The organism is Mesorhizobium sp. YR577 (assembly GCF_900116595.1).
Taxonomy (GTDB): domain Bacteria; phylum Pseudomonadota; class Alphaproteobacteria; order Rhizobiales; family Rhizobiaceae; genus Mesorhizobium_M.
In genome coordinates this window covers 22,273-48,215 of record NZ_FPBI01000013.1, presented here as the reverse complement: position 1 = coordinate 48,215, position 25,943 = coordinate 22,273, and the positions used below count along the sequence as shown (strand labels likewise).

At 61.7% G+C, this 25,943-nt stretch carries 19 protein-coding genes; 12 read left to right on the top strand and 7 right to left on the bottom strand.

The window, feature by feature from the left end:
• Window positions 1-16 precede the first annotated feature (16 nt).
• From tssG to BM413_RS19310, 7 genes are read left to right on the top strand one after another with little or no spacing between them, the layout of a single operon-like run.
• Complete coding sequence (gene tssG / locus BM413_RS19340) at window positions 17-1,018, top strand: type VI secretion system baseplate subunit TssG (protein ID WP_091916053.1); 1,002 nt, start codon at window positions 17-19, stop codon at window positions 1,016-1,018.
• A 14-nt stretch (window positions 1,019-1,032) separates the two neighbouring features.
• Entirely contained in the window at window positions 1,033-2,223 is a 1,191-nt protein-coding gene (locus tag BM413_RS19335) for an FHA domain-containing protein (RefSeq protein ID WP_091916051.1), read from the top strand.
• 10 nt (window positions 2,224-2,233) lie between these two features.
• Entirely contained in the window at window positions 2,234-3,574 is a 1,341-nt protein-coding gene (gene tssK / locus BM413_RS19330; RefSeq protein ID WP_091916049.1) for a type VI secretion system baseplate subunit TssK, read from the top strand.
• Between the two features lie 13 nt (window positions 3,575-3,587).
• Window positions 3,588-5,108: a type VI secretion system protein TssL, long form gene (gene tssL / locus BM413_RS19325; protein WP_091916047.1), complete on the top strand. Its 1,521-nt coding sequence runs from the start codon at window positions 3,588-3,590 to the stop codon at window positions 5,106-5,108.
• Complete coding sequence (gene tssM, locus BM413_RS19320; protein ID WP_091916045.1) at window positions 5,105-8,608, top strand: type VI secretion system membrane subunit TssM; 3,504 nt, start codon at window positions 5,105-5,107, stop codon at window positions 8,606-8,608. Before tssL ends, tssM begins: the two co-directional genes overlap by 4 nt.
• A 15-nt stretch (window positions 8,609-8,623) precedes the next feature.
• Window positions 8,624-10,012, top strand: a complete 1,389-nt coding sequence (tagF, locus tag BM413_RS19315) for a type VI secretion system-associated protein TagF (protein WP_091916043.1) — start codon at window positions 8,624-8,626, stop codon at window positions 10,010-10,012.
• Window positions 10,009-10,926 carry a protein kinase domain-containing protein gene (locus BM413_RS19310; protein ID WP_091916040.1) on the top strand — a complete coding sequence of 306 codons (918 nt, stop codon included), beginning with the start codon at window positions 10,009-10,011 and terminating at the stop codon, window positions 10,924-10,926. The genes tagF and BM413_RS19310 overlap by 4 nt, the downstream gene beginning before the upstream one ends.
• 42 nt (window positions 10,927-10,968) lie before the next feature.
• Here the strand turns inward: BM413_RS19310 and BM413_RS19305 are convergent, their stop codons facing one another.
• The 4 genes from BM413_RS19305 to BM413_RS19290 form a co-directional block, all read right to left on the bottom strand.
• Window positions 10,969-12,108: a polysaccharide biosynthesis/export family protein gene (locus BM413_RS19305; protein WP_091916038.1), complete on the bottom strand. Its 1,140-nt coding sequence runs from the start codon at window positions 12,106-12,108 to the stop codon at window positions 10,969-10,971.
• Between the two features lie 354 nt (window positions 12,109-12,462).
• A complete protein-coding gene (locus BM413_RS19300; RefSeq protein WP_091916036.1) occupies window positions 12,463-13,332 on the bottom strand; it encodes an ABC transporter permease in 870 nt (289 codons plus the stop codon).
• Window positions 13,329-14,270, bottom strand: a complete 942-nt coding sequence (locus tag BM413_RS19295) for an ABC transporter permease (protein WP_091916034.1) — start codon at window positions 14,268-14,270, stop codon at window positions 13,329-13,331. Before BM413_RS19295 ends, BM413_RS19300 begins: the two co-directional genes overlap by 4 nt.
• An 85-nt stretch (window positions 14,271-14,355) precedes the next feature.
• On the bottom strand, window positions 14,356-15,864 hold the full coding sequence (locus BM413_RS19290) for an ABC transporter substrate-binding protein (protein WP_091916032.1): 1,509 nt from the start codon (window positions 15,862-15,864) through the stop codon (window positions 14,356-14,358).
• A 213-nt stretch (window positions 15,865-16,077) separates the two neighbouring features.
• Here BM413_RS19290 and BM413_RS19285 point away from each other — a divergent pair, with 213 nt between their 5' ends.
• From BM413_RS19285 to BM413_RS19270, 4 genes are read left to right on the top strand one after another with little or no spacing between them, the layout of a single operon-like run.
• Window positions 16,078-17,280, top strand: a complete 1,203-nt coding sequence (locus tag BM413_RS19285; RefSeq protein ID WP_091916030.1) for an ROK family transcriptional regulator — start codon at window positions 16,078-16,080, stop codon at window positions 17,278-17,280.
• Window positions 17,277-18,056 (top strand): glucosamine-6-phosphate deaminase, encoded by a 780-nt coding sequence (gene nagB, locus BM413_RS19280; RefSeq protein WP_091916028.1) that lies wholly within the window; start codon window positions 17,277-17,279, stop codon window positions 18,054-18,056. Before BM413_RS19285 ends, nagB begins: the two co-directional genes overlap by 4 nt.
• A 2-nt stretch (window positions 18,057-18,058) precedes the next feature.
• On the top strand, window positions 18,059-19,648 hold the full coding sequence (ggt, locus tag BM413_RS19275) for a gamma-glutamyltransferase (protein WP_091916026.1): 1,590 nt from the start codon (window positions 18,059-18,061) through the stop codon (window positions 19,646-19,648).
• 26 nt (window positions 19,649-19,674) lie between these two features.
• Window positions 19,675-21,294 carry an ABC transporter ATP-binding protein gene (locus BM413_RS19270; RefSeq protein ID WP_091916024.1) on the top strand — a complete coding sequence of 540 codons (1,620 nt, stop codon included), beginning with the start codon at window positions 19,675-19,677 and terminating at the stop codon, window positions 21,292-21,294.
• Here BM413_RS19270 and BM413_RS19265 read toward each other — a convergent pair.
• Window positions 21,234-22,178 carry a hypothetical protein gene (locus tag BM413_RS19265; protein WP_091916022.1) on the bottom strand — a complete coding sequence of 315 codons (945 nt, stop codon included), beginning with the start codon at window positions 22,176-22,178 and terminating at the stop codon, window positions 21,234-21,236. The two genes, BM413_RS19270 and BM413_RS19265, sit on opposite strands and share 61 nt — an antisense overlap.
• 361 nt (window positions 22,179-22,539) lie before the next feature.
• Between BM413_RS19265 and BM413_RS19260 the strand changes: the two genes are divergently transcribed.
• The gene (locus tag BM413_RS19260; RefSeq protein ID WP_091916020.1) at window positions 22,540-24,252 is read left to right on the top strand and encodes a winged helix-turn-helix domain-containing protein; all 1,713 of its coding nucleotides are present in this window, start codon (window positions 22,540-22,542) and stop codon (window positions 24,250-24,252) included.
• A 13-nt stretch (window positions 24,253-24,265) separates the two neighbouring features.
• Here BM413_RS19260 and BM413_RS19255 read toward each other — a convergent pair whose 3' ends face one another.
• Complete coding sequence (locus BM413_RS19255) at window positions 24,266-24,907, bottom strand: dihydroxyacetone kinase family protein (protein ID WP_091916018.1); 642 nt, start codon at window positions 24,905-24,907, stop codon at window positions 24,266-24,268.
• A 12-nt stretch (window positions 24,908-24,919) separates the two neighbouring features.
• Entirely contained in the window at window positions 24,920-25,921 is a 1,002-nt protein-coding gene (locus tag BM413_RS19250) for a dihydroxyacetone kinase subunit DhaK (protein WP_091916016.1), read from the bottom strand.
• Between the last annotated feature and the right edge of the window lie 22 nt (window positions 25,922-25,943).

The window sequence follows — 25,943 nt, the reverse complement described above, 5'->3', positions numbered from 1 at the left end:
GGATTTTTGCCACGACATGAGCCTTGCCGCCGAAAAGAAGACTGACAGCCTTGCCGATCTGCTCGAGCGCGACCCCGGCCGCTTCGAGCCGACGACCGCTTTTCGCGTCGCGCAGGCATCCGACGGCGGTCTGGAAGTCACTTCGCATTTCGGCGTCTCGCCGGCGCCCGTTGCGGTAGCCGCTTTTCGCCGCAAGGGTCGCAAGTCGAAGGTGCGCGGCGCGCTTGCCGGCTTGCTTGGCCCGCTCGGGTCCCTGCCGCCCGCCTACAACGAACATGTCATGCGCGAGGAGCGCAACAAGTCACGCGCGCTTTCGGCCTTCTTCGATCTCTTTAGCGCACGCATGGCCGAACTCTTCGTCGCGGCCTGCGAGAAATACAGACTTGCGCGCCTTCTGCGCTGGGGAAGCGACGACAGCCGCAACGCCTTCGTCACCGCCCTCTTCTCGCTGACCGGCTTTGCAACGGCGAAGCTTAGGGAACGCAGCGGCGTCGAGGATGACGTCCTTCTGCGCTTCAGCGGCTTCCTTGCGTCACGAACCAGAAACGCTGTCAATCTGCGGGCGATGCTGCACGAATTCAGCGGGCTGCCGGTGGAGATCGAGCTGTTCCGCGGCCGCTGGCTTTCCATCCCGGTCGAGGAACTGAGCCAGATGAGCCGGGCCGGGGCTGTGCGTCTTGGCGTCAACGCGATGGCCGGCACCGCCATCCACGATTTCAGCAGCGGCTTCCGCATCGTCATCGGCCCGCTCGACTATCCCGACTATCTTTCGCTCGCACCGGGAAGCCGCAACGTCGAGGAGCTTTTTGCCCTGACGCGGCTCTTTGTCGGCTCCGGTCTCGATTTCGACATCCAGATCATCCTGAAGAAGGAGCATGTTCCGTTCTGCCAGCTCGGCCAGGCGGGCGATCCGCCGCGTCTCGGCTGGAACAGCTGGGCGCGGATAGCACCTGCCGCCCGTGACAGCGATGACGCCGTAATCGCGCAGCGCCAGGCCGCGCTGCCGATGGCCTTGTGAAAGGCAGCGCTGCGATGAGGCTCGAGCTCAAGCAGAGAAAGGGTATAGGACAGGACGCAACCGCGCGGCGCTGGTACTTCGAGCGCGGCCGCCGCACGATTGGCCGGTCGAGCGATTGCGACTGGCAGCTGCCCGATACGACCCGCTCCGTCTCCAAGCTACACTGCACGATCGAGCGCGATCGCGAGGGCTTTCTGCTGCGTGATGAAAGCGCCAACGGCACCAGGGTCGACGGCGTTCTCGTGCTCGAGGGCGAGACCGCCCGGCTCTCGGACAGCTCGCAGCTGGAATTCGGAGGCTTCGCGTTTTCCGTCGCCGTTTCGGGCGAAAAGGATCACGAGATCGAAGACCCCAAAGCCGGCCTCGCCCTGAGCGACGAGAACCTTACCATTTCCGCGATCCTTGCCGACATCGCTCCCGGCGGACAGGCCGCGAACGGCATATTGCGCGGGCGGGATACCGAAGACTGGTCCAGCCCGATCTCTATTGGCAGCCCCAAGCGAAAGGGGGAAACAGCGCCTTCTTCGCGCAACGTCGAAATCGGCTGGAGCGGCCCCCCTGCGACGACCGGAATGTCTCCGATCCTGCCCAATGACTGGAACGAGGACCTCGACTACAGCAACCGCCTCGAGCACACCGCCGCATCTCAGGTTTCGGTGCCGGTTGCCCGAAGCCGCAAGCAGGTAGATGTGGCGGAGCAACCCCCTGCCAGCCCTTCGGTCGTGGTCAACGAAGATCCCGACGAAAGCTATTCCGCACCTGCCGGCGGCCGGGAGCACGTCCTGTTGCTGCGCATCGAAACCCTGCTAGATCGATGTGAGGAAGCAGCCGGCGAGGCTTTCGCCGTTCTCGACATCAATCCTGAAGCGCTTTCCGACGTGCCTGACCTTTTTGGCGTCAGCCGGGAAGAAGCAACGGTTGCGCGGCTGGAAAGCCTGCTTGCGCGACAGATACTGCTCGGCACGGCCATCGAAGGCCTTCTGAAAGAAGCAAGCCACGCCATGGAGCCTCGCGTGATCGAGGCGCGCGTCGATGCCGAGCCGCGAAAGCTGCCCTGGCGCAACGACCGTTCCTACTGGCAGGCATATCGCCAGAATTTCGAAAATGACGGGGCCAGTCTCTCCGTCCGCGAATTCTTCCGCAACGCCGTGCTGCGAGCGCTCGGCCAGCCGGAAGATGACGCGTCTGAACGACTGAGAAGGTGAAGCGTATCTCATGAGAAACGAAAACAGGGTCGCGTGGAGCGAAGGCATGTTCCTTCGCGTACAGCACTTCCAGCAGGCCGATCGCTGGACCGAACGGCTCGTGCGCATGACGACACGCGAGCTTGCTGCCTATCCCTGGGGCGTCGCCGAGATCGGCATCGACCGCAGCGCCCTTGCCATCGGCCAGTTCGCGCTTTCCAACCTGCGTGGCATCCTGCCCGACGGAACGCTTTTCGAAGCACCCATCGACGCCGACCTGCCGCCGCCTCTCGATCTCGACGAAACGGTGAAGAACGCCACGATCTACCTCGCCCTGCCAGCAAGGCGGCCGGGCAAGGCTGATGTCGCCATCAATGGCGGCGCTTCATCGAACGGCGTTCGCGTGGTCGCCTCTCACTACGAGGCGCCGGACTCCAATGTCGAAACGGACTTCATGGCGCCAATCGATGTCGGCCGGCTCAGCCTGCGCTACCTGAAGAGCGGTGACGAACTGGCCGGCTATGAGTTGATCGGCCTTGCCCGCGTCATCGAGGTGCGCTCAGACAAGGCCGTCATCCTCGACCCCGAATACATCGCGCCAAGTCTCAACTGCGCGGCCGAGCCGCGATTGAGCGAACTCGTCACCGAGCTTCTCGGCATCGTGCGCCATCGCGCCGAAGCCATCGCCGAGCGCATCGGCGATCCGACAATTCGCGGCACGGCGGAAGTCGGCGACTATTTCCTGCTGCAGATCCTCAACCGCGCCGATCCGATGCTACGCCATATCTCCGCAAACGCCACGCGCATGCACCCGATGATATTCTTCGAGAATTGCATCCAGCTTGCCGGCGAGCTTGCCACCTTCACAATGGATTCGAAGCGCGCGAGCGACTTTCCGCCCTATCGCCACGACGACCTGAAGGGCACCTTCGCCGCCGTTTTTGACGATCTGCGCACCTCGCTTTCGGCGGTGCTCGAACAGGCGGCGGTGTCCATCGAGCTTTCCGAACGCCGGCACGGTGTTCGCGTCGGCACCATCAACGACCGCACCCTGTTCAAGGAAGCGGGCTTCGTGCTCGCCGTGCGCGCGGAAATGTCGGCCGAGGATATTCGCCGCAAGCTGCCAGCGCAGATCAAGGTCGGACCGGTCGAGCGCATCGCCGAACTCGTCAACGTCGCGCTGCCGGGCATTCCGGTGCGGCCGCTACCAGTCCTGCCGCGCCAGCTGCCCTATCGCTCCGGCACCATCTATTTCGAACTCGACACCAAAAACCCTCTCTGGAAGCAGCTCGACACGTCGGGCGCCATAGCACTCCATCTCGCCGGGGACTTTCCGGGCATAGAGCTGGAGCTCTGGGCTCTGAGGGAATAGGGGACCGCACCGTATGAACAAGGGAACCACTATCCCCTGGCAGGACCTGCCCACGGTCGTCGAACTCACCGAGGACGGCGCGCGCAAGCAGCAGACCGCCCGCAAGATGGCCGAGATGCTGGACGACACATTGGACAGTGGCGTGAGCGGCGAGCCCGCCGGCACCGTCAGAGGCGGCGGCTGGTCTGTGGACGCCCTTGTTCGCGATTTCCGTTTTGGCGGCGATGAAGTGCCGACCATCGTCGCTTCGGCAGCGCCGCTGCTCAACCTCGCGCATGCGCTGCGCCATACCGACGAGCAGCCGGATATCGAGCAGCTGCGGCGCACGACGACGGAGGCGATAGGCCGCTATGAACGCGACCTCGCAAGCGCCCGCATCAGCCCCGAACGGGCTCGCGCGGCGCATTATGTGGTCTGCGCCACGGTGGACGACGTCGTGCTCAGCAAATCCTGGGGCGTTCGCGCCGGCTGGGCGCGTTCCGGCCTCGTTTCGACCTTCCACATGGATGTCACCGGCGGCGACCGGGTATTCGACCTGCTCGACCACTTCCACCAGAGCCCCGGCACCAACAAGGACCTGCTGCTCCTCGTCTATCTCTGCCTCTCGCTGGCCTTCGAAGGACGCACCCGCGTGTCGCCGCGCGGAACGCTGGAACTCGGCCGCATCCGCGACAGCCTCTACAAGACATTGCTTGGCCAGTACGGCGTCTTCGAACGGGAACTTTCGCCGCACTGGCGGGGTGTCTCGGCTCGCCACAAGCCCCTGCGCACCGCCGTCGCGCTGTGGACGCTTTTATCTGCGCTCGTGCTGCTTTTTGCCCTTGGCTATCTCTTCTTCACGCTCTCGCTCAATCGGGCCTCGGACGGCACTTTCTCGCGGCTGGCGAACCTGCCGCCGCGCGATGCTCCGAGCGTCTATCTTCAGCCCCCCGCGACGCCACCGGCTGCCCCGGCACAGCCGCAGGTCGAGGCAAAGGCGGAAACCCCGCCGGAACCGAAGAAGCCGAGCCGCCTGGAAAACCTCCTCGCATTCCTCCAGCCCGAGGTGGAGCGAAAGCTGGTCACGCTTTCAGATGCCGATGGCCGGCTGCTCGTGCGCATCAACAACTCCGGCCTCTTCTCGGTCGGCAGCGCCGAGGTCAGCTCCGAATTTCGTGGCCTGCTGGAACGCATCGGCGGCGCGCTCGCGGCCGAGAAATTCCGTGCCGTCGTCGTCGGCTATACCGACAACGTTCCGATACGGACCATCCAGTTCCCGTCCAACTGGCACCTGTCGGAAGCACGCGCCAGCGCAGTGGGCAAGATCCTGTCAGCCTATACCGGGCCCGAAGCGATCCTCACCGAGGGCCGCGCGGACAGCAATCCGCTTGCCGGCAACGACACACCGGAAGGCCGTGAAATCAACCGGCGCACGGAGATTCTCGTCCTGACCGACCCGACCGAGAAACTCGACGCAGCCGGTGTGATGCCCACGATCCGAAACGACAGGCCCGGCAGCGCACCCGCGCCCGCTGCAGGAGGCGTTTCGCCGTGAACCCTCTCAGCTATTTCTACACGCTCCGTTCCTATGTGGATTCCTATGCCGGAATTGTCGGCCGGCGTTTCCTGTCGATCATCTGGGTGGCGGCGATCTGCGTCGTTATCTGGTTCTACGGCTACCTGCTCGGCTATGGCGATTTCAAGCCGCTGGAAAGCACGCGCAACCGGGTCATCGTCATCGCCGTCGTGCTGGTGGCGTGGATCGCATACATGCTGTTCACGACCATCCGTGCGCGACGCCGCGACAAGGCGCTGGTCGATAGTCTGGAAAAGGACGCGGAAGCCGAAGCCGCCGCCAGCCAGCAGGCTGAGGTCGGCGAAATTCGCAACCGGCTGAAGGAAGCGCTGGCGCTGCTGCGCCGCATCACCAAGAAGCGGTTCGGCTATGTCTACGAGCTGCCTTGGTATGTGATCTTCGGCGCGCCCGGTTCCGGCAAGACCACCGCGCTCAGCAACTCCGGGCTGAAGTTCCCACTCGGCGACGCGCTCGGCACCAATTCGGTGCAGGGCATCGGTGGCACGCGTAACTGCAACTGGTGGTTCACCGACGAGGCCATCCTCATCGATACCGCCGGCAGATACACCACGCAGGACGATCTCAACGGTGCTTCCAAGGCCGGCTGGGAAGGGTTTCTCAAGCTGCTGAAAAAATACCGCCGCTCGCAGCCCATAAACGGTGTGCTGGTGACGCTATCGATCGGCGACATGCTGACGCGCGACCCCGCCGCGAGGCTTGAGGAAGTGCGGGCCATTCGCCAGCGCCTGTCGGAACTCGACGAGTTTCTTCAGGCCCGCGTGCCCGTCTATCTCGTGCTGACAAAGGCCGATCTGCTCACCGGCTTCGTCGAATTCTTCGATGGGTTCAGCAAGACCGACCGCGATCAGGTCTGGGGCACCACCTTCGGTCTTGAAGAGAGCTACAAGAGCGAGAACCTGCCGGATCGTTATCTGGAGGAATTCGGGCTGCTGCAGGAACGTGTCGGCGCAATGCTGGTGGAACGACTGCAACAGGAACCGGACAGCCAGGTTCGCGGGCGGATATTCCGCTTTCCCGCAGAACTCGCCTCACTCAAGGAGCGGCTTCACGAGGTGCTGACGGAGCTTTGCGCAGGGTCCAAGCTGGTCGAATCCCCGCTTCTGCGCGGCGTCTACTTCGCTTCGGGCACGCAGACCGAGGAGATGACGACCGCCAAGGCACAGGCCGGCGCGCCGCGCATGCGCCGCAGCTACTTCCTGTCGCGGCTGTTCAAGGAAGTCGTCTTCGACGAAGCCTCCCTCGTCGCGCGCGACAAGCGGCTCTCCCGGCGCCAGATGATACTGCGCCGCGCAGCCTACGGCGTGGCGGCAGCGCTTCTGGCCGTCGTGCTGACGAGTTGGACCGCCACCTACTTCCAGAACACCAGCGCGCTGGCACAGGCTGATGAGCGCATCGCCGCCTATGAGCAGCTTGTCCGGGGCGTGCCGGTTCGCGATGTCTCCGATGCGGACTTCCTGCGCATCCTTCCCGCGCTGGACAATCTGCGTAGCGTGACGACGGGCTTTTCCGACAAGCGTGTCTGGCCGGTCAGCTTTGGGCTCGATCAGGAAAGCAAGATCGCCGGCCGACAGCGCGAGGCCTACCAGCGCGCACTCAATGCGCTTCTGCTGCCGCGGATGCTGGTTCAGCTGCAGAAGACGATAGCCGACAGCAAGGATGTCGGCCAGACATTCGATGCGCTGAAACTCTACGGGATGCTTGGTGGGCTTGGTCCGGTCAATCCGGAATTCGTCTCGCTTGAAGCAGACGACATGTTCTCCACGCTCTATCCCGGCGAAGGCCGCGCGGCTGCTCGCGAAGCCTTGGTCCATCATGCCGAGACCATGGCGTCTGGACCTCTCGCCACCGTCGATCTCGACGCCGGCCTGAACACCAAGGCACGTGAAACCATCCGGGACCAGAGCATTGCGGCGCGCGCCTACGATATATTGGCCAATCGCCGCGAAGCGCGCGCGCTTGCGCCCTGGATACCTGCCGACGCGCTCGGGCCACTCGGCGAGCAGGCTTTCGAACGCACATCCAAGGCGCCTCTGCGCGACGGGGTTCCGGGCCTCTTCACTGGCGACGGATATCGCACGGTGGTGCTGCCGCAGGTTACCGATGCCGCACGCGAGGCGCTTGACGAACAATGGGTGCGCGGCGACCAGCCGAATGCAGCCGGCATGACCGTCGACGCCGTCACCCAGGCGGCACTCCAGCTCTATTTCGATAATTTCGAACAGCGCTGGTCGGGTCTGCTGACGGATATGCGGGTGCGGTCCTCGCAAACGCTTTCGGACGCCACCGAAACCGTGCGTGTCCTTGCCGGCGACCCAAGCCCGGTCGAGGCAGTCTCGCGTGCGATCGTGGCTGCGACCGACCTGCGGCCGCAAGGTAGCACCGATATCGCCTCCAACGGCGAGGCTCCACAAAGCGCTTCCAACGTTGCCTTGGCAAGCTCCGCAAATGCACCCGACCCGTTCGGCCGGTTGCGCGAAGCGCTGGAAACGCCGAAAGCCGGCGATGCTGGCCAGAACCAGAGTCAGGGTGAAAAGCCGCGCTCGCAACTCGCGGCTCTCCAGCCCGTTTTGAAAACCATCTATGGCCAGCTTTCGCGCGCCACCACCTCGACGGCGGAGGTCGCCAAGGTGTTCGATGTCGACAGCCAGCTCACCGAGGCCAATCAGGGTCTGCTTGAAGAGGCCAGGCGACTGCCGGCACCGGTCGATACATGGATGGCGGGTGTTGCCGCCGATATCGGTTCGCTTGCGGTCAAGACGGCCCGCACGCGCCTCGGCAATCTCTGGGCGGCGGATGGAGCCAGCTTGTGCTCGAGCGTCGTGATCGGCAGGTATCCTTTCGACCGTAGCTCGACCCGCGACGTGGCGATGGCCGATTTCGTTCGCCTCTTCGGGCCGAGCGGCCTGTTCCACGGCTTCTTCAAGGACCGGCTGGAGGCCTTCATCGACACGAGCGCGACGCCATGGACCTGGCGCGGCACGTTCGGCACCGAGGGCATTCCCAGCCAGGCGATCGCGCAGTTCGAGAATGCCGACAAGATCCGCCGCGCCTTCTTCCCGGCAGGCAGCGAGAGCCCGGCAGTGACCATAAACATCAAGCCGATTTCGCTGAGCGACAGTGCCAATGCGGTTATGATGGAGATCGAAGGCGAACGTGTCGTCTATTATCACGGACCGATACAGTCCAAGTCGATCTCATGGCCGTCGAGCGAGGCGACAAATGTCTCGCGCATCGCCTTCCAGCCGGGTGGCTGGCAACAGGCGCTGACCGAAAATGGCGACTGGTCGCCCTTCCGGCTGTTCGACGAGGCCGACATCGCCAATGAGGGCGAGGATCTTTTCCGGGCGCGCTTTACGAGCGCCGGCCAGACGGCGGAGTTCGATGTCCAGTTCGGCTCGGTGCTCAATCCGTTTCGCCTGAAGGCGCTCTCGGATTTCGCCTGCCCCACGCAGTTCTAGGGAGACGCCGGGCTGATGAATGAACGCCATGTCATCGACGCCGCAACGGAAGCCGACAGGATCGGCTTCTTCGGCAAGGTGCCGACGCATGGAGACTTCATATCGACCGGGCTTGGCCGAACTTTCCAGACCGAACTCGACAATTGGATACAGGCCGGCCTGCAGGCAAGCGAACAGGCGCATGGCAAGGAATGGCAGCGCCTCTTTCGCGCGGCACCTCCGTGGCGCTTCGTGATCGAACGCTCGGTCTGGAGTCGGTCCACAATGGTCGGCGTGCTGCTGCCGAGCACCGATCGCGTCGGGCGCAGCTTTCCGCTGGTCATCGCCGCCAAGCTCGGCAGCTTCAGCGGCAACCCACGCCTGCTGTGCTTCGACGAAACCTGGTTCACCGCGGCCGAAGCACTCGCGGAAACATCGCTGACGCGCGACTTTGACATTGCCGGCTTCACGGCGGGTTTGAAGCGGTTGCGCCTGCCGCATGCCAAAGTCGCACCCCGCGGTGAAATGCCAGCGTCAAACGGTAACGACCGCATCTCCATCTGGTGGACGATGGACCCTGACACCAGGCGTGCCAACGGGTTCAAGACCAGCGGCCCGCCCCAGGCTGCTCATTTCCTGAAGTTCTTGAATGGGAGGCAGACCGCGGACGCGCCAAAGCCCGAGCCGGACAAAACGCCTGAACCCCTTCGCAATGCACCTGCCGCTCCCGCCGTTCCCGAAAACACACCAGCAAAGAAACTCGTCGTCGAACGCAGCTATGCGACGCATCCCGGTACGCGGCTATCGGTCAACGCGGACGCCTTGCTCGTTTCCGAAAAGCCGCGCCTGTTTGCGGTAGCCGACGGCGTCGGCGATGGAAATGGGGCTGCCGACGCGGCCAAGGTGACCACCAATACACTTGCCAATGTTTCCGCGCACGGGACGCTCGAGGAGCTGATCCAGGACGTGAAAGGCAAGCTCGGTCGCGCCCATGGGCTGCTGCAATCCGCGCATGCGTTGAGCGAACGCGAAGCACAGGGGGCTAGCGTCATCGCGCTTACCATTCGCGGCAACGCCTTCGCCGCCATTTGGGCCGGGAACGCCCGCTGCTATTTAGTGCGGGACGGCATGATGCGGTGCCTCACGCGCGATCATGTCGAGATCGGCTTGCGGTTCGCACTGTCGCGCAGCATAGGCTCGCAGCGGCAACTGGTGCCGGAAGTTTTTACGGACACAGTGCAGGACGGCGACCGATTTCTTCTCTGCAGCGCAGCACTTGCCCGCACGCTCGACGAACGCGGCATCGCCGAAACGCTGCTGGAAAAACCTGTCGACGAAGCCGCAGGCATTCTCATTCAGGATGGATTGATCGCCAATGCCCGCGAAAATATCAGCGCCATCGTGATCGGCATCAAATCCGCATGAGTGCGGACCAACCACCTGATGGGCTGAATGATATCGCCGCGCGCTTTTCCGAACTGTGGCGTGCGCTGAGCCATGATGGAGACGCCCCGCGCGAACCCGCTGAAACGGGAATGTTGGCCGATCGCGTGCGCGATGCCCTGGACCGCCGCCTCTCCCAGCTCAATGAGGCTAACGCGATTTTCATCGCAAACACCTTCGTGGTCGAAGCAGTCGTGCATGACGGCATGCCGGCGCAAGTCCATCGTGTTCGGCATCGAGACCTGCAAACGCTTCATGCGCTGAAGACGCTTCGCCCGGATCACGCCGACGACGCCGTTTCACGGGACTTGCTGCTGCGCGAAGCGCGGCTATCGATGAAAATCAGTCACCCGAATGTCGCGAGCGTTCATACCGCACTGCGGCTCGCGGACGGCAGGCCGGCGCTGATCGCAGCTTGGATGCCTTTCACCTTGTCCGATTGCCTGAACACGCAATTATTCTCGCCGCGCGAAATCCGGCAGGCGATGATATCGATCCTGTCGGGAGTGGAAGCGGTGCATGCGGCAGGACTCATCCATGCCGACATAGCACCCGACAACCTGCTTCTTTCCGGCGAAGACCTCAAAGACCTAAAGATCGCGGATTTCGGCATCGCACTTGAGCGGGGGCAACGCCATGGCGACCTCGACCTGGCCGCGGCTGGGCACAGCGAGTTTTCCGCGCCGGAACAAATGGAAGGCATGGTTCTCGACGGCAGGGCCGATCTCTATGCCTGTGGCCTGATCCTGACTCTGCTGCTGGAACGCTGCGAAGGCGAAGGTAGGGTCCAGGAAAAGCTTGCGGTTCTCGCAGGCCACCTATCGCAACAGGAGCGGAAAAGCAGACCCGAAAACGTATCAGCAGCCCTCAGGCTGCTGATGAAGATCGATATCTAGAACCAACCGAAATTCAACGTCGGCTGCCACCTGACCTGTGGTTCAGCTCCCGCCGCCCGGCGGTGGTGCTGCTGCCGTCGCTACGCTCTTCTGGAAGACCGTGATCAGCTTTGCCGCATCCACGAGACCCGCATTGCTCGCATAGAGGATGTCACCATCCTGAACCTGGAATTGCTGCATGAGCGCAAAATTAGACACGTCCTTCAGGTTGACGCGATAGATCACCGGCTTGCTTGTCACGAATGGCGCGCCCGGATTCTTGCCCGCCGTGGCGAAGGCTGCATCGGAATAGACCGGCTGATTGCGGAACACGTAGAAATTGCGGGCATCGGCTCGGTCATCGAGCAATCCGCCGGCGCGGCCAAGCGCCTGGGCTAGCGTCAACTTGCCCTTCTCGAACTCGAATTCGCCCGCACTTTTGAAAGCGCCCAGAGCCATGAAGCTCGGCGAATCGCCTTCGATCATGACCTGATCATCAGGCAACAGATAAACATTCTGGCGGCCGTCGGCCATGATGCGATCGAGCGAAGCGCTTGCCCTCTGCTTGCCGCGTACGATGGTGACGGTCGTGCCTCCGGGCGCCCCGGAAGCGCCACCGGCAAGCGCGATTGCATCGAGCACGCGCTCCTTGCGGGCCGTCAGCGGGAAGCGCCCCGGTGCGCGCACGTTACCGTTCACGGTGATGCCGTTGGCGGGCTTTTCAACGACCGACACCACAGCCTGCGGATTGACCGCCGAACCCTTCAAACCCGCGACAATCCTTGACTGGAGCGCCTCGGGCGACGACTCCATGACACGTTGTCTGCCAACGAAAGGCAGCGTGACGAAGCCACTCTCGTCCACCGTAAAGCGGCCGAGATTGAGCGTCTTGCTATTGGTCGTGGAAAGTATCCCTTCCTCGCCCGTATCGAAGATGGTGACATCGATCACGTCGCCGCGGCGGAGCCGGCTGTCGACATAGCCGCCGGATCGAAAGCTGCTCAGTCCCGCGTCGTTCGATGCATAGGACATCGTCGTCGCGCCCATGATGCCGAGTGGCGCATCGGCAAGTTCGACAACCGGAATCTTCTCGTTTGAATTGGGTAATGAGGCATTACGAATATTGGTGGCGCTAGGGCCATCAGAAGGGCTGGCGCATGCGCCTAGAAAAGCAAGAAATGCAATAGGCACCAGCTTCCGCATCACTGATCCTCGGTTGTGATTTGTTCAACTGCAGAATTACCCAGCAGCCGCTTTTCGAACAACATCACCAACGTGAAAATCACATGACAACCACGCAATTACTGGTTGTTGTGTCTTATCTGCAACCACAATGACAGGGATGCCTCACTGATAACATCAGTGAGGTGAAGTACTTTCAAACTAGCTAATTTCTAATGAGCTAATAGACCTTAATGGTGATGCCCCTCATGGCACGTGTCTGGACTTCGTAGGAGGTCGCATTAGCGTAGACCGCCACGTAGAATTCATCTTCCCGACGTGAAGGCAAAGCATGCGCCGATCGGCTCCAACAATTCGTGAAGGGAGATATTTTCTTCAGGAGTCCTGTTGTGGATCAAGCGCGTCGTTGAGCCCATCGCCAAGAAGATTGAACCCCAGAACGATGACGACGATGGCGAGACCCGGCCAGACGGCCATCCAGGGAGCTTGCGACAGAAACTGCCGCGCAACGTCCAACATGCTTCCCCACGAAGGAGCCGGTGGGCGTTGCCCCAATCCCAGGAAAGCAAGACTGGCTTCGGCCAGAACCGCCGTTGCCATGGTGATCGTGCCCTGTACGACGATCGGGGCAAGGACGTTGGGCAGAACATGCGAGACAATGATGTTGCGGTTGCGCACGCCAAGCGCGCGGACCGCCGTGATGTAATCCTCGGTCTTGACGGTCAACACCTGACCGCGGGTCAGCCTGACGAAGATAGGCATGGCCGAGATGCCGATGGCGATCATCGCATTTTCAAGACTCGGTCCAAGAAACGCGGCAAGCGCAATGGCAAGCACCAGGAAAGGGCAGGCCAGCAGCGCATCGGTGAGCCGGGAAATGACCATATCCAGGACACCGCCGAAGTAGCCCGCGACAAGCCCCAGCGGCACGCCGATGGCGATTGCAATTGCAACGGAGATGACGCCGGCCATTAACGAAGCCCGCGCGCCGAAAATGACGCGGGACAGGATATCGCGCCCCAGATCGTCCGTCCCGAACCAGTGCAACGCCGACGGAGCCTGGCGTATGGAAAGCCAGTCGGAGAGGTTTGGATCGAAGGGCGCCAGCAGCGGCGCAAAAATCGCCACCAGTACGAAGAATACGACGATCGAGCCGCCAATGATCGTGCTTGGATGGCTGATGCACCTTTGGAAGGCAGACTTGCGGCGACTAGTGGAAGGCGCAGGCGTATCGAGCGTGGTCATGTGCGCAACCTCGGGCTCAGGATGAGATAGGCAATGTCTGCGATAAGGCTCATCAGCAGGAACATCGCTGCCGCGCACAGCACCACCGCCTGCACCACGGCGTAGTCGCGGCTGAAGACACCGTCGACGATCATCTTGCCGAAGCCAGGAATGCCGAAGACCTGTTCGGTCAGCACCGCGCCCGAAAGCAGTTCACCCAGATGCAGCGTGCTGGTCGTAACGACTGGAACGAGCCCGTTCCTCAGCGCATGCCGCGTCACGACGACATATTCTCGCAGCCCTTTTGCACGCGCTGTTCGCACATAGTCCTGCCTGAGAGCGGTCAGCATCGAACTGCGCGTATGCCGCATGACGATGCCGGCAGCGGCGGTGCCAAGGACGATGCTCGGCAGCAGCGTGTAGCGCAGATTGTCAATCGGCGACTCGAAGAAGCCGACATAGCCGCCCGACGGCAGCCATCCCAGCCCCACGGCGAAGAACAGGATCAGCATTATGCCGAGCCAGAAACTCGGCACAGACAGGCCGGCCAGCCCCAATATGCTGACGCCGTAATCGATCGGCGTACCGCGCTTGATAGCGGCCAGAACGCCTGCCGGTATGCCGACGATGAAAGCAATGATCATCGCCATGACCGAAAGCTGGATGGTCACCGGAAGCTTCTGGACGATCATTTCGCCGACGGGCAGCCGCGTCCTTATGGAAAGGCCGAAATCGCCCTGCAGGATGCCGCCGAGCCAATGCGCATACTGAACGGGGATAGGCTTATCGAGGCTATATTTCGCCCGCAGGAATTCGATCACCGCGGGGTCGCGCTCTTCGCCTGCAAGGGCAAGCGCCGGGTCGCCGGGCAACAGCTTGAGAAGCCCGAAAACCAACACGGAGACCAGCAGCAATGTCGGGATGGCGACAGCGAACCGTCGAAGCACAAAGGCAATCATGGATGGACCTCGAACGGGCCTTGCAGGTTGAAAACTCCGAGGCGCCCGGAACCGGTCCGGACGCCTCTCGTCGAAAGGCTCGCCCTTATTCAGCAGGCTTCAGACCGGCCAGGCGCAGAATTCCGTCCGGATAGATCTCTATGCCGCCAACCTTGGCGCGCGCTGCATAGAACCAGTTCGGATGATAAAGCGGAATCGTCGGCAACTCGTTGAGATACAGGTCGGTCGCCTGCGCATACAGCGCTTTGCGGGCCTCCGTATCCGAAGCCTTGCGAGCGGCAAGCAGAATCTCGTCCATCTTTGGATTGCTATAGCCATTCACATTCTGGCCGCCCTTGCTGCCGTAAAACGCATAGAGCGTCGGGTCCGGGTCGGCTCGTCCGCTCCAGTTGCCGATGTAGAGCTGGAAGTTACCGGCCAGATAGCGCTCGATGGCGGACGCAGTCTCGAGCGGCAGCAATGTCACCTCGAAACCGGCCTCACCGGCGAGCGACTGCACGATCTGCGCAACGCGGCCGTCCGACAGCGAGTTCTCATAGGTGATTTCCAACCTGGGAGCGCCGCCGCCAACTTCGGCGATTAGCGCCTTGGCGGCATCCAGGTCCCGCGGGGGAACGGAGTGGCTCGTGCTGTAGAAGGCACTCGACGGAGGGATCATCTGATTGTCGGCAAGAAACTCGCCGCCGAATGCCACCTGATTGATGACGTTGCGATCCAGCGAAAGCTCCAGAGCCTTGCGCAGGCGCGGTTCCTGACCGATCGGCGTCTTGGCGAAATCGCCCTTGCCGACATTGATCATCAGATGCGTCACAGCCAACCCCGGGGCGGCGTGCAAGGCAAGGGTGCTGTCTGCGCGAATGGCCGGAAGATCCGAGGGTGCGATGCGCTCGGCTACTTCCAGATCACCAGCCTGTAAGCGGGAGAGGCGCACGGTGGAATCGGGGATGTAGAGATAGTCTACAGCATCGTAACCGATGTTCTGCGCGTTCCAGTAGCCATCATATTTCTCAAGACGAATAACATCTCGGGCGCGACGCTCGACGAGCTTGTAGGGGCCCGAGCAAACCGGGTTGGCAGCGAATTCTTCGCTTGACCGGGCAGCCGTGGGAGACACCATCATGCCGGCACGATCGGTCAGCACCGACAACAGCGGCGTATAAGGCTCGCTGAGCTGCAACTTCACATGCGTCGGATCGATAACCTCGACGTTGGTTATCGGCGCCAGTTCACCCTTGCGCCGCGAGTCTTCCTTCGTCTGCATGCGCTCGATGTTGAACTTCACCGCTTCAGCATCGAAAGGAGTGCCGTCCTGGAATGTGACACCTGACCGCAAGGTCAGGTTGAGCGCGGTGTTGTCTTCGCTCCAGTTCCATTCGGTCGCCAGTTGCGGAACGATCTGCAGGTTGGCATCGATATCGACCAGCTTGTCGCAAAGCGCGGCAAAGACAATGCGCCCGGCATAGGTGCCGCCGGTTGCCGGGTCCAGCGCATCGGGATCGTCCTGCATACCGACGCGCAGCGTTGCCGCGCTTACGGATCCGGCGCCCATCGCCAACGCACAAACGGCTACCAACAGCCTTTTGGAAACTCTCATTCTGCCTCTCCATTCGGCGTCATTACGCCCGAAATTACATTCCCTACCCAGCGATCCAAGCACAGCAATTTGATATTGTAAAGCTACCGGACTAATTATCGGGTATATGCGACATTTTGACAGTTTCCTTGTCAAAATATGCCGAGAAATACACTTGACGACGCCCCTGTTACCTATAATTTGTTCGGTAAGTTGACTAAAATGGCATAACAGATGAACGACACTTCCTCCACGGCAAGACAAACGACGTTGCGCACCGTAATGCGCGCCGTCTGGGACCAGGGTCCGATTTCGCGGGCTGAACTGGCGCGCGTAACAGGGCTTTCCAAGCAGACGATGTCGGAGGTCGTGCGCGAACTGGAAGAAGGCGGCTGGCTGCGCGAAACAGGGCGCACTCAGGGCAATGTCGGTCGCAGCGCCGTCAACTATGAGATCAACGCGCGGCGGACTTTGGTTCTCGGCGTCGACCTCGGTGGCACCAAGATCCGCGCGGCACTTGCCGACATGGCGGGCAGCATCGTCAGCGAAACCGTCGAGACAACCGATCCCCGAGGCGGCATGCACGTCATCGACCAGATTGCCCGTCTGAGCACGACGCTGGCGGAGGGTGCAGGCGTGGATACGCGAACCATCCGCGTTGGAGTTGTCGGCATCCCAGGCGCTTTCAATCCGCGCACCAAACGCCTCATCATGGTCCCGAATATTGCGGATTTCGAACAGCTTGCCTTCGAGAAGGAGCTTGGTGCTCGGGTCGGCTTTCAGATCGTCGCCGGCAACGACGTGAACATGGCAGCCAAGGGCGAGCAATGGCTCGGCGAAGGACGCAGTTCGGATAGTTTCGTTTTTGTCGCTCTGGGAACCGGCATCGGCATGGGCATTATCAACGAACGCAAGATCGTCAGGGGCGCGCGGGGAGCAGCCGGCGAAGTCTCGACGCTGCCGATCGGTGCCGATCCCTATGATGCGCGCACCTTCAAATCCGGTGCGCTGGAATCAGCCATCGGAAGCGCCGCGATCTGCGCGCGCTATGAATGCCTCGGAGGGCAGCCCAATCTCAGCGTGCGCGACATTTTTGACCGCGTCGTTCAGGAAGACCCAATCGCAATCGCGACGATCGACGAAGTTGCGCGCACTCTGGCCCAGTCGGTCCTGGCGGTGGCGGCGGTTCTGGATCCGGAAAAAATCATTTTTGGCGGCAGTGTCGGCGCGCGCGCCGAACTGGTCGACCGCGTCGTCCATCATCTCGCCCGCTGCATGCCGGACCCGGTGGACTGCACCATCAGCAGGCTTGGCAGCCGCGCGGGCCTTTTCGGCACGATCGCCACGGCGCTCGACCGTCTGCGCGAAATTCTGTTCGAAGTCCCGACACTTGCCCTCGACGGCACCCCGGCTTCGGAAGTGGAGCACCGCGTATGAGCGTGATGTCCAGCATTCTCAGCCGACCGAAAATCATCGTCAGCACCAATGCCGAAGCAGCCGCGCGAGAAGTTGCGAGACGCTTCGAGGTGGCCATATCGGCCAGGCCGGATATCGTCCTGGGCCTTGCCACTGGAAATTCGCCGAAAAGCGTGTACGACCGCCTTGTGGCCGCCTACAACAACGGAAAGCTTTCGTTCGCGCGCGTCACGAGCTTCAATCTTGACGAATATTGCGGCCTGCCCAACGGCCACCCCTCTTCCTTCAGCGCCTATATGCGCGAGAAGCTCTTCTCGAAGGTGGACATCGAACCGAGCAATTACCACCTGCCAGACGGCGGCGCACCCAATTTCGAGGCCGTGGCCAAAGCTTATGAAACGGCTATCTCGGCTTCCGGCGGCATCGATCTGCAACTGCTCGGAATTGGCCGGAACGGCCATATCGCCTTCAACGAACCCGGCTCCACCCCCATGTCGCGTACCCGTGCGGTAGAGCTTTCAACCATGACGATCGAGGCCAATAGGGCGGATTTTCCGGTCGGCGAAACACCGCCTCGTCACGCCATTACAATGGGCATCGGAACGATACTCGAAGCACGTGAGATCGTTCTTCTTGCCACGGGCGCGGCCAAGGCCGCAGCGCTTGATGCGGCAATCAACGGCCCGGTTTGCGACGCCTGTCCCGCATCCTTTCTGCAGCTCCACCCGAACGTAACGATCGTCTGCGACAACGCCGCATACGGCGCGGCGCCATCAGCAGTCCTGACAAGGTTGTAATCATGCTCGAACGCGATTTCATGAAGCCCGGACGTTCCGTGACGATCTCCGACAAGGGCATGGCGGCGACTTCCCATCCGCAGGCGACCCTAGTGGCGATCGATGTTCTGCGTGCCGGCGGGAATGCGATCGATGCGGCAGTCGCGGCAGTCGCGTTGCAAAGCGTCATCGACCCCCACATGACCGGCATCGGCGGCGACTGTTTTGCCATGTATTCTCCGGCCGGCGGCAAGCCGGTGTCGCTGAACGGTTCCGGTCGCGCGCCGAACGCGGCCGCGCTCGACTATTATCTCGACGCCGGCTTTGACGTCATTCCCGATGGATCGGTGCACGCCGTGACCGTTCCCGGCGCTGTCGATGCTTGGTGCAAGCTCATAAACTCGCATGGCGCCCTCGACATGGAGCAGGTGCTGCGGCCGGCCATCGAAGCCGCAGAAGAAGGCTTCTGCATCACCCCGCGTGTCGCGCTCGACTGGGAACGCTATGGCGATCGCGTTGCAAAATACCCGGCCTCGGCAGCGCAATTCCTGCCCAAGGGCCGTGCCCCGATAACCGGCGAGCGCATCAGCAACCGCGCACTGGCAACCACCTTGCGCAACATCGCCAGGAACGGCCGCGAAGCCTTCTACCATGGAGATGTCGCCGCCGAGATCGTCGAGACTCTCAAGGCGCTGGGCGGACTTCACGAAGAATCCGATTTTGCCGATTACGAAGCCTTCGAGGCGTCTCCAATTTCGGCCCGTTACCGCGATCACGATCTGCTTGAGTGCCCGCCCAACGGCCAGGGGCTGGCCGCTCTTGTCATTGCGCGAATTCTCGACGGCTTCGCCCTCAAGGACGCAAAGCTGACGGAGGCCGACCGCATCCATCTTCTGGCGGAAGCGACCAAAGCCGCCTATGCCTTGCGAAACCAGCTGATTGCCGATCCAGCACACACGACTTTCGATATCGACGCGCTCTTGTCCGAACCCTCCATCGCGCAGATACGCGATCAGATCAGCCTTGAACGGGCGACGCCCGCCGATGCGTGGGACGGGCCGACGCATAAGGATACGGTCTACGTCACCGTCGTCGACCGGGACGGCAACGCCATCTCGCTCATCAATTCGATCTTTTTCGCCTTCGGCAGTGGCATCTACGCGCCCCGTTCGGGCGTCCTGCTGCAGAACCGCGGATCGGGCTTTTCGCTGAATAAAGGCCATCCCAACGCGATCGGTCCGGGCAAGCTGCCGTTCCACACCATTATCCCTGGCATGGTGACGAAGGGTGGCCGGACCGTGATGTCGTTCGGCGTCATGGGCGGCCAGTATCAGGCGACCGGACACGCGCACATCCTGTCCCAGGTTCTGGATCGCGGATACGACGTGCAGATGGCTTCCGACCAGCCTCGCAGTTTCTGGTTCGACGGCAAGCTTGGTCTGGAGCCAACCATTCCAGCCGACATAAAGCAGAATCTGGAGCGGCGCGGACATGTAACCGAATGGGTGGATGAACCCCTTGGCGGCTGCCAGGCCATCTGGATCGACCACGAACGCGGCGTGTTGCTCGGCGCTTCCGACCACCGCAAGGACGGCATAGCGCTCGGCTATTGAACGCGACGCCCACAGGAAACTTCGCCATGACAGACAAAAATGTCGTCTCTATCCGCAACCTGACCCTGACGCTGCCTGAAGGCGGTGACCGCAAGTATGCTCTTGTCGATCTCAGCTTCGACCTTCCGGCAAGGCAATTTCTCTGTGTTGTCGGCGAATCCGGGTCCGGCAAGTCGCTCTGCGCGCAGGCGTTGATGGGCCTGCTGCCCAAGCCCATAGGCATCGAGCGCGGCGAAATTCTCTTTGACGGCATCGATCTCGCAAAGATCGACCAGCAACAGATGCGCGCCTTGCGCGGCCAGCGCATTGCAATGATCTTCCAGGAGCCCATGACAGCGCTCAACCCGGCGATGCGGATCGGCGAGCAGATTGCGGAGGTGTTCGAAGCCCACGACCTGCTGACCCCGGCGGAGCGCACGGCGAAAGCCATCTCGCTGGCAGCCGAGGTCGGGCTACCCGACCCAGCACGCATCGTCAGGTCTTATCCGCATCAGCTTTCCGGCGGACAACGCCAGCGCGCGATGATCGCCATGGCGCTTGCGCTCGAACCGACCCTTCTTATCGCTGACGAACCCACGACCGCGCTTGACGTGACCACGCAGGCCCAGATCCTGCGCCTGATCCGCGATATCCAGCAGCGCCGCGGCATGGCGGTGGTCTTCATCACCCACGATTTCGGCGTGGTCGCCGACATTGCCGACCGCGTGCTGGTTCTGCAAAAGGGCGTGCTCGTCGAGCAAGGCACTGTCATGGACGTCCTGAAACATCCCTCTCATCCCTATACGAAAGCCCTTCTGGCGGCGGTGCCTTCCGAGATTCCTCCCGAGCGGGCCTCGCAGGATGCGGCCCCGGTCGCCTGTTCCGTCACCGGGCTTACGAAGACCTACGCGCCGAAAGGCGGCCTGTTCCGCTCCGGCCGTCTCGTCCATGCGGTCAAGGATGTCAGCTTCGTTATCCATCGCGGGGAGACACTCGGCCTCATCGGCGAATCCGGTTCCGGCAAATCCACGATCGCGCGGCTCGTCACGCGCATCATCGATGCCGACGGCGGCGCGGTGGAACTGGGAGGGCAAAACTTCAGCGCTTTGCGCGGCGAGGAATTGCGCCGCCAGCGCAGCCGCATCCAGATGGTCTTTCAGGATCCCTTCGCATCGCTGAACCCACGCCGCAAGATCGGCCTCAGCATTGCCGACGGACCAATGGCGCATGGCCTGTCACGGACCGAGGCGCTTAAAGAGGCACAAAGGCTTCTGGAACTTGTAGGCCTCGACGCCCGCGCCGCCGATCGCCTGCCGCATGAATTCTCCGGCGGTCAGCGCCAGCGTGTCGGCATTGCCCGCGCGCTCGCGCTCAAGCCGGACGTTCTGGTCGCCGACGAGGCGGTTTCCGCCCTCGACGTTACGATCCAGGCTCAGGTTCTCAAGCTTCTGGAAGAGCTTAAGTCCAGGCTCAATCTGGCCATGCTCTTCATCACTCACGACCTGCACGTCGCTGCCCAGATATGCGACCGCATGGCGGTGATGCGGCATGGCGAGATCGTCGAAATACGTCCCACCTCACAACTGTTCGCCGACCCCCATCACAGCTACACCCGCGAACTTCTCTCGGCCATTCCAGGAACCGGAGAACCGAAGCAATTGTCATAGGCTGCATCGACTATGGCGAGCTTGACTGCTTGAGCGGTCACATACTCCTCAAGGAAATCTTTCGATATCCACATCATCGAGCGGCCCCTGCGTCCCCTCCAACCGAGACTGCCCAGCCGCTCGGCCTCACGAAACTTACGATCAAGATGTGTCCTTGAGAGCTTCAGGAAATCTGCGAAATCGCTGATCGACAATACCCCTGTCGGAATACGATCGGCAGTAGCGTCAGCGGGATCAATTCCCCCGAACAGCCAATCCATCACCACCCCGCCATTGTTCAACCACGTGAAAAGGGAGAAGGTCTGTTCCGGTTGCCGCACTTCAGGCGCGGACAGGAGGCGGTCGGCAATCAGAGGCTGGATGCGTGAAAGACCGCCCAGATTGCTCCAGTAGGTCACACACCGCTGGCCGCCGTCCAGCCCGTCCAATGTCTTAAGATGAGCCACAATCCAGTTGTTGAGCACGATCAACGCAGACTCTGATGGCCTCAGCAGACGCACGCGCTTGTCGCCGCTGCATGGAGCATGAACGATGATGTTGTAGTGCAGCAACTCCTTCAGAAACGTATCAGCAGTGTTGCGACTGGCGATGCCGTACGTCTCCACCAGTTCGAAGATTCGCGCCGCAGTCGTCTCGGCGCGATGTTCAGGGCTCTCCCTTCTAAATACCAGCGAAAGGGCCGCATGGGCCATCAGCCACCGCTGCTGGGTTGCGAAGACGGAGCCCAAGCGGGGGTCGGCCTTGAAGCTCGCCAGCATAGTCTGCGCTTGCCGTCGTATGAATCCATACAGCGCCGGATTGGCCACAATCTGTTCTGCTGAAAGCCTCCTTCGCCCAGAAGTCGATACGTTCCTAAAACTCGCCAATTCTGTTCCGCTATACATGCAACCACCTGACTGCAGCCCAGGCTTGGTGAACGTGGCACTGCAAAGATTCGGGAAGATCAGTCGCCAGATATGAAATCCGCGGCGTGGGCGCGACCGGGACTCGACGCACCCAAAGCAAGTGAGATTGCTGCAATGGCACCGAGGTGGCGCATAACCGGCAAACGATATCGGCCCTATGCGCCGGGTTCCGCACAAGCACCTTTAAACTCAACGTGGATTCCCCCGCGTTATCACTACCCAAAGTAGCAATCTCGACACTTCCATCCCATGAAAGGCGCAAGGTGTCCTGAAGGGGTCATGATGACATTCTGAAGTTTTTCTGATATTTGCACCGTCCCTAATATGGGGTGGGGATATAGTGCTCCGGTTTGCCGGCTTTGAGCTTGACCAGCAGCGTGCCGAGCTGCGTGGTCCCGAGGGCGAGCCTATACGGCTGCGGCCGAAGCCTTTTGCCATGCTGCATTTACTTGTCACCAATGCCCAGCGCATCGTCAGCAAGCAGGAACTGATGGAGACGGTCTGGCCGAACATCCATGTCGGCGAAGACAGCCTGTTCCAGTGCATTCGTGAGATTCGTACCGCCCTCGGAGATGATCAGCGGCAGTTGCTCAAGGTCATCTCCGGTCGAGGCTATCTGTTTGAGGCCCAGGTATCAGGCCGGCCGAGCGCCTTTTCGGAGCAGACGGAACCGACGCTTGCCGCCGAGGACAGCGAAGGAATAGCAGACACGGCTTTCGAACCTGAAATAGCCGGGCAAAGACGACGATTTCGTTTCGGCCTGCGCAGCCCGGCGGCAATCGCCGCCGGGGCAGCGCTTTGCGCTATCATCGGCTTTGCCATCGCAGTCCTTGCGCCAGACCTCTTGTTCAAGCACGAAGCGCCGACAATCGCGATGCTGCCGATAGTCCACGCCAGTGACGACCGTACGGCGGCGGTGATAGCCAACGGGGTAACCGAGCGCCTGATCAACGGCCTGGCCAAAATCGACAATATCCGCGTGGTGGCGCCGCGATCGGGCATGACAGCGGCCAAATCCGTGCAGGCATCCCCCTCTTCAACGCAATCCGACTTCGTGCTGCAGGGGGAATTGCAAAAAGACCAGCAATCCTGGGTCCTGCAGGCGCGTGTGATCAAAGCCGCCACCGGCGAGGTCCAGTCGGTCGCCTCCGTTTCGCTAGGGATCGATGAGCCGGACGCGCAACTCCTGCAATCGCGGCTTGCTGCAGGGGTCGGCGACACGCTGACGCGTAGCCTGAATGCGCTTCTGGAAGCCGGCACCGCCACCGGCGGCAGCAACGCAAAAGTCGTCATCGAACAGGCTGCAGCCTCGATCAACCAAACCTCGCGGGAACGTTTTCTGGCATCGCAAACGATGCTGGAGAACGCGCTTGCCGGCGAACCCGACAATGTCGATCTGCAAGTCGCGCTTGCCGCCCTTCAGACGCGCGGGATTCAGATGATCTGGTACGGTCCGGCCGACAGCGCTGGGGCAGAGAGCAATGCCAGATCGTTGCTGGAGAACGCATTGCGTGCCAAGCCGAGATACATTCCCGTGCTGGAAGCTTATTGCCGCTTCCTCACCGCGACCAACAACTTCATAGAAAGCCTGGTCGCCTGCGCGGAGGTTCTGGACTTCGCACCGTGGAATGGGTCAGCTCTTTACCAGTTGGGTCTCACGCAGATTCATCTCGGGCGCTTCGAGGACGCCCTGGTAACGTTCAAGCAGGCCGATCGGTTCGACACACCAGTGGTCTCCCGCTGGACCTGGCTGCTTGGCATAGGATGGGCCAACCTGTTCATGGGCCACAACGAAGAAGCAGTGCGCTGGCTGGAACGCTCAATCGCCATCACGCCGGCATCGGGGCGGCCTTACATGTTGCTGGCCTCGGCCTATCAGCGCCTCGGCCGACCGGACGAGGCAAGCGCGGCTATGGCGAAAGCCCTGGAATTGCGGCCCGGATCGACGGCACTCAACGTCGCATCACCCACCGAGAATGTCAGTCCGATTTTTCTCGAGGCAAGCAAGCAACTCCGCCAGACAATGGTCGAGGCCGGATTGCCGGAACGTTAGAGCCACCTAGCTGCTAGGTCTCCGCGACAAAATCAGCCATCCGCATGATCAGGAAATAACCAACGGTCGCTCCCGCATCCTGCAGGCCGATCGTCTTCTGTTGGAAGGCGGCTGCCTTGCCGTGCTGTGCCAGCATGGCTTCCGTGGCCTTGAGCGCGCGCTCGGCCGCAGCCGCCGTTACGGCCAGAGCCTCGGCCAACGACGCCCCCCTTTCTGCCTGCTCGTCGAGGGTCATCGCTATCGGATCGAGGACATCGAGCAACGTCTTGTCGCCGACTTTGGCCTTGCCGCGCTCGGCGACGCCGTCGCGAAAGGCGCGCCAGAAGGCGGCGACTTCAGCAGTGCCGAGTGCGTCCTTTCCCTCGACCGCCTTGCTCGCGCGCAAAAATCCGGTCGCCGTCAGGGTTCCCATCGTGGACGGCGCCGTGCGGGCCATGGTAGCGCCCGCGGTACGGAGCAGCTTTGCGATACCCGCCACCTCGCCTTCCCCTTGGAGCGCCTCGGCGGCAGCTGCGAAGGCCTTGCTCATGGTGATGCCGAGGTCGCTATCGCCGACCTTGCCGTCGAGCGCTATGAGAAACTCGCGCTCTTCGGCAAAAAGCGTTTTCCATGCGTCGAACAGCCGGATGATATCGGAAGCCGTGATCTTATCCATGATTGGCCTGCCTCAACCCGCGACATGCTTGAAGAAGGGGGTGTTCGCAGGCGCAGCTACCAGCCGGTCCAGCTCCTCGTCGAGATGCAGGATCGAGACGGAAGCGCCGGCCATCTCCATGGAAGTGGCGAATTCGCCGACCCAGACGTGCTTCGCCGTAACGCCGCGCAATTCCAGAAGCTGGGAGACACGACGAAAGAGGATATAGAGTTCTTCCATCGGCGTACCGCCAAGACCGTTGACAAGGACAGCCACGTCATCGCCCTTTCTATAGTCCTGTTCGGCGAAGATACGCTCCATCATCTCGTCGATCACCTCGTCGGCCGGTGCGAGCTTCTTGCGGCTGATTCCGGGCTCGCCGTGGATGCCCATGCCGATCTCCATCTCGTCCTCGCCGATTGAGAAGGTCGCGTGGCCGATTTCCGGCACGACACAGCTGGAAAGGGCGACGCCCATGGTTCGGGTTCTCAGGCGCGCCTTGTCTGCCAGGCGGCTCACCTCATCGAGCGACAGTCCCTCGGCTGCTGCGGCTCCCGCAGCCTTGTAGACGAAGAATATGCCGGCGACGCCACGGCGCTTGTGCTCCTCGCCGACGACGGAAGAGGCAACGTCGTCATTGCCAACGACCTGCTTGACCTGAATGCCGTCGAGATCAGCCAGTTCGGCGGCCATGTCGAAATTGATGATGTCGCCGCTGTAGTTGCCGTAGATATAGAGAACGCCGGCACCCTGATCGATATGCTTGGTTACCTGGTACATTTGCTCGGCACTGGGCGACTGGAAGACACCACCAACGGCGGCACCATCGAGCATGCCGTCGCCGACATAGCCGAGGAACAACGGCAGGTGCCCCGAGCCGCCGCCGGTAGCGATCCCGACCTTGCCACCCTTGAGCTTGTTCGTGACGAGGCAACGCTTGTCATCGGCCACATAGGTGACGGCTGGATGCGCCTTGTATATGCCCTCCAGCATCTCGTCGGCGAAATTGACCGGGTCGTTCAAAAACTTCTTCATAGGGTCCTCTTTGGGTAAGGGC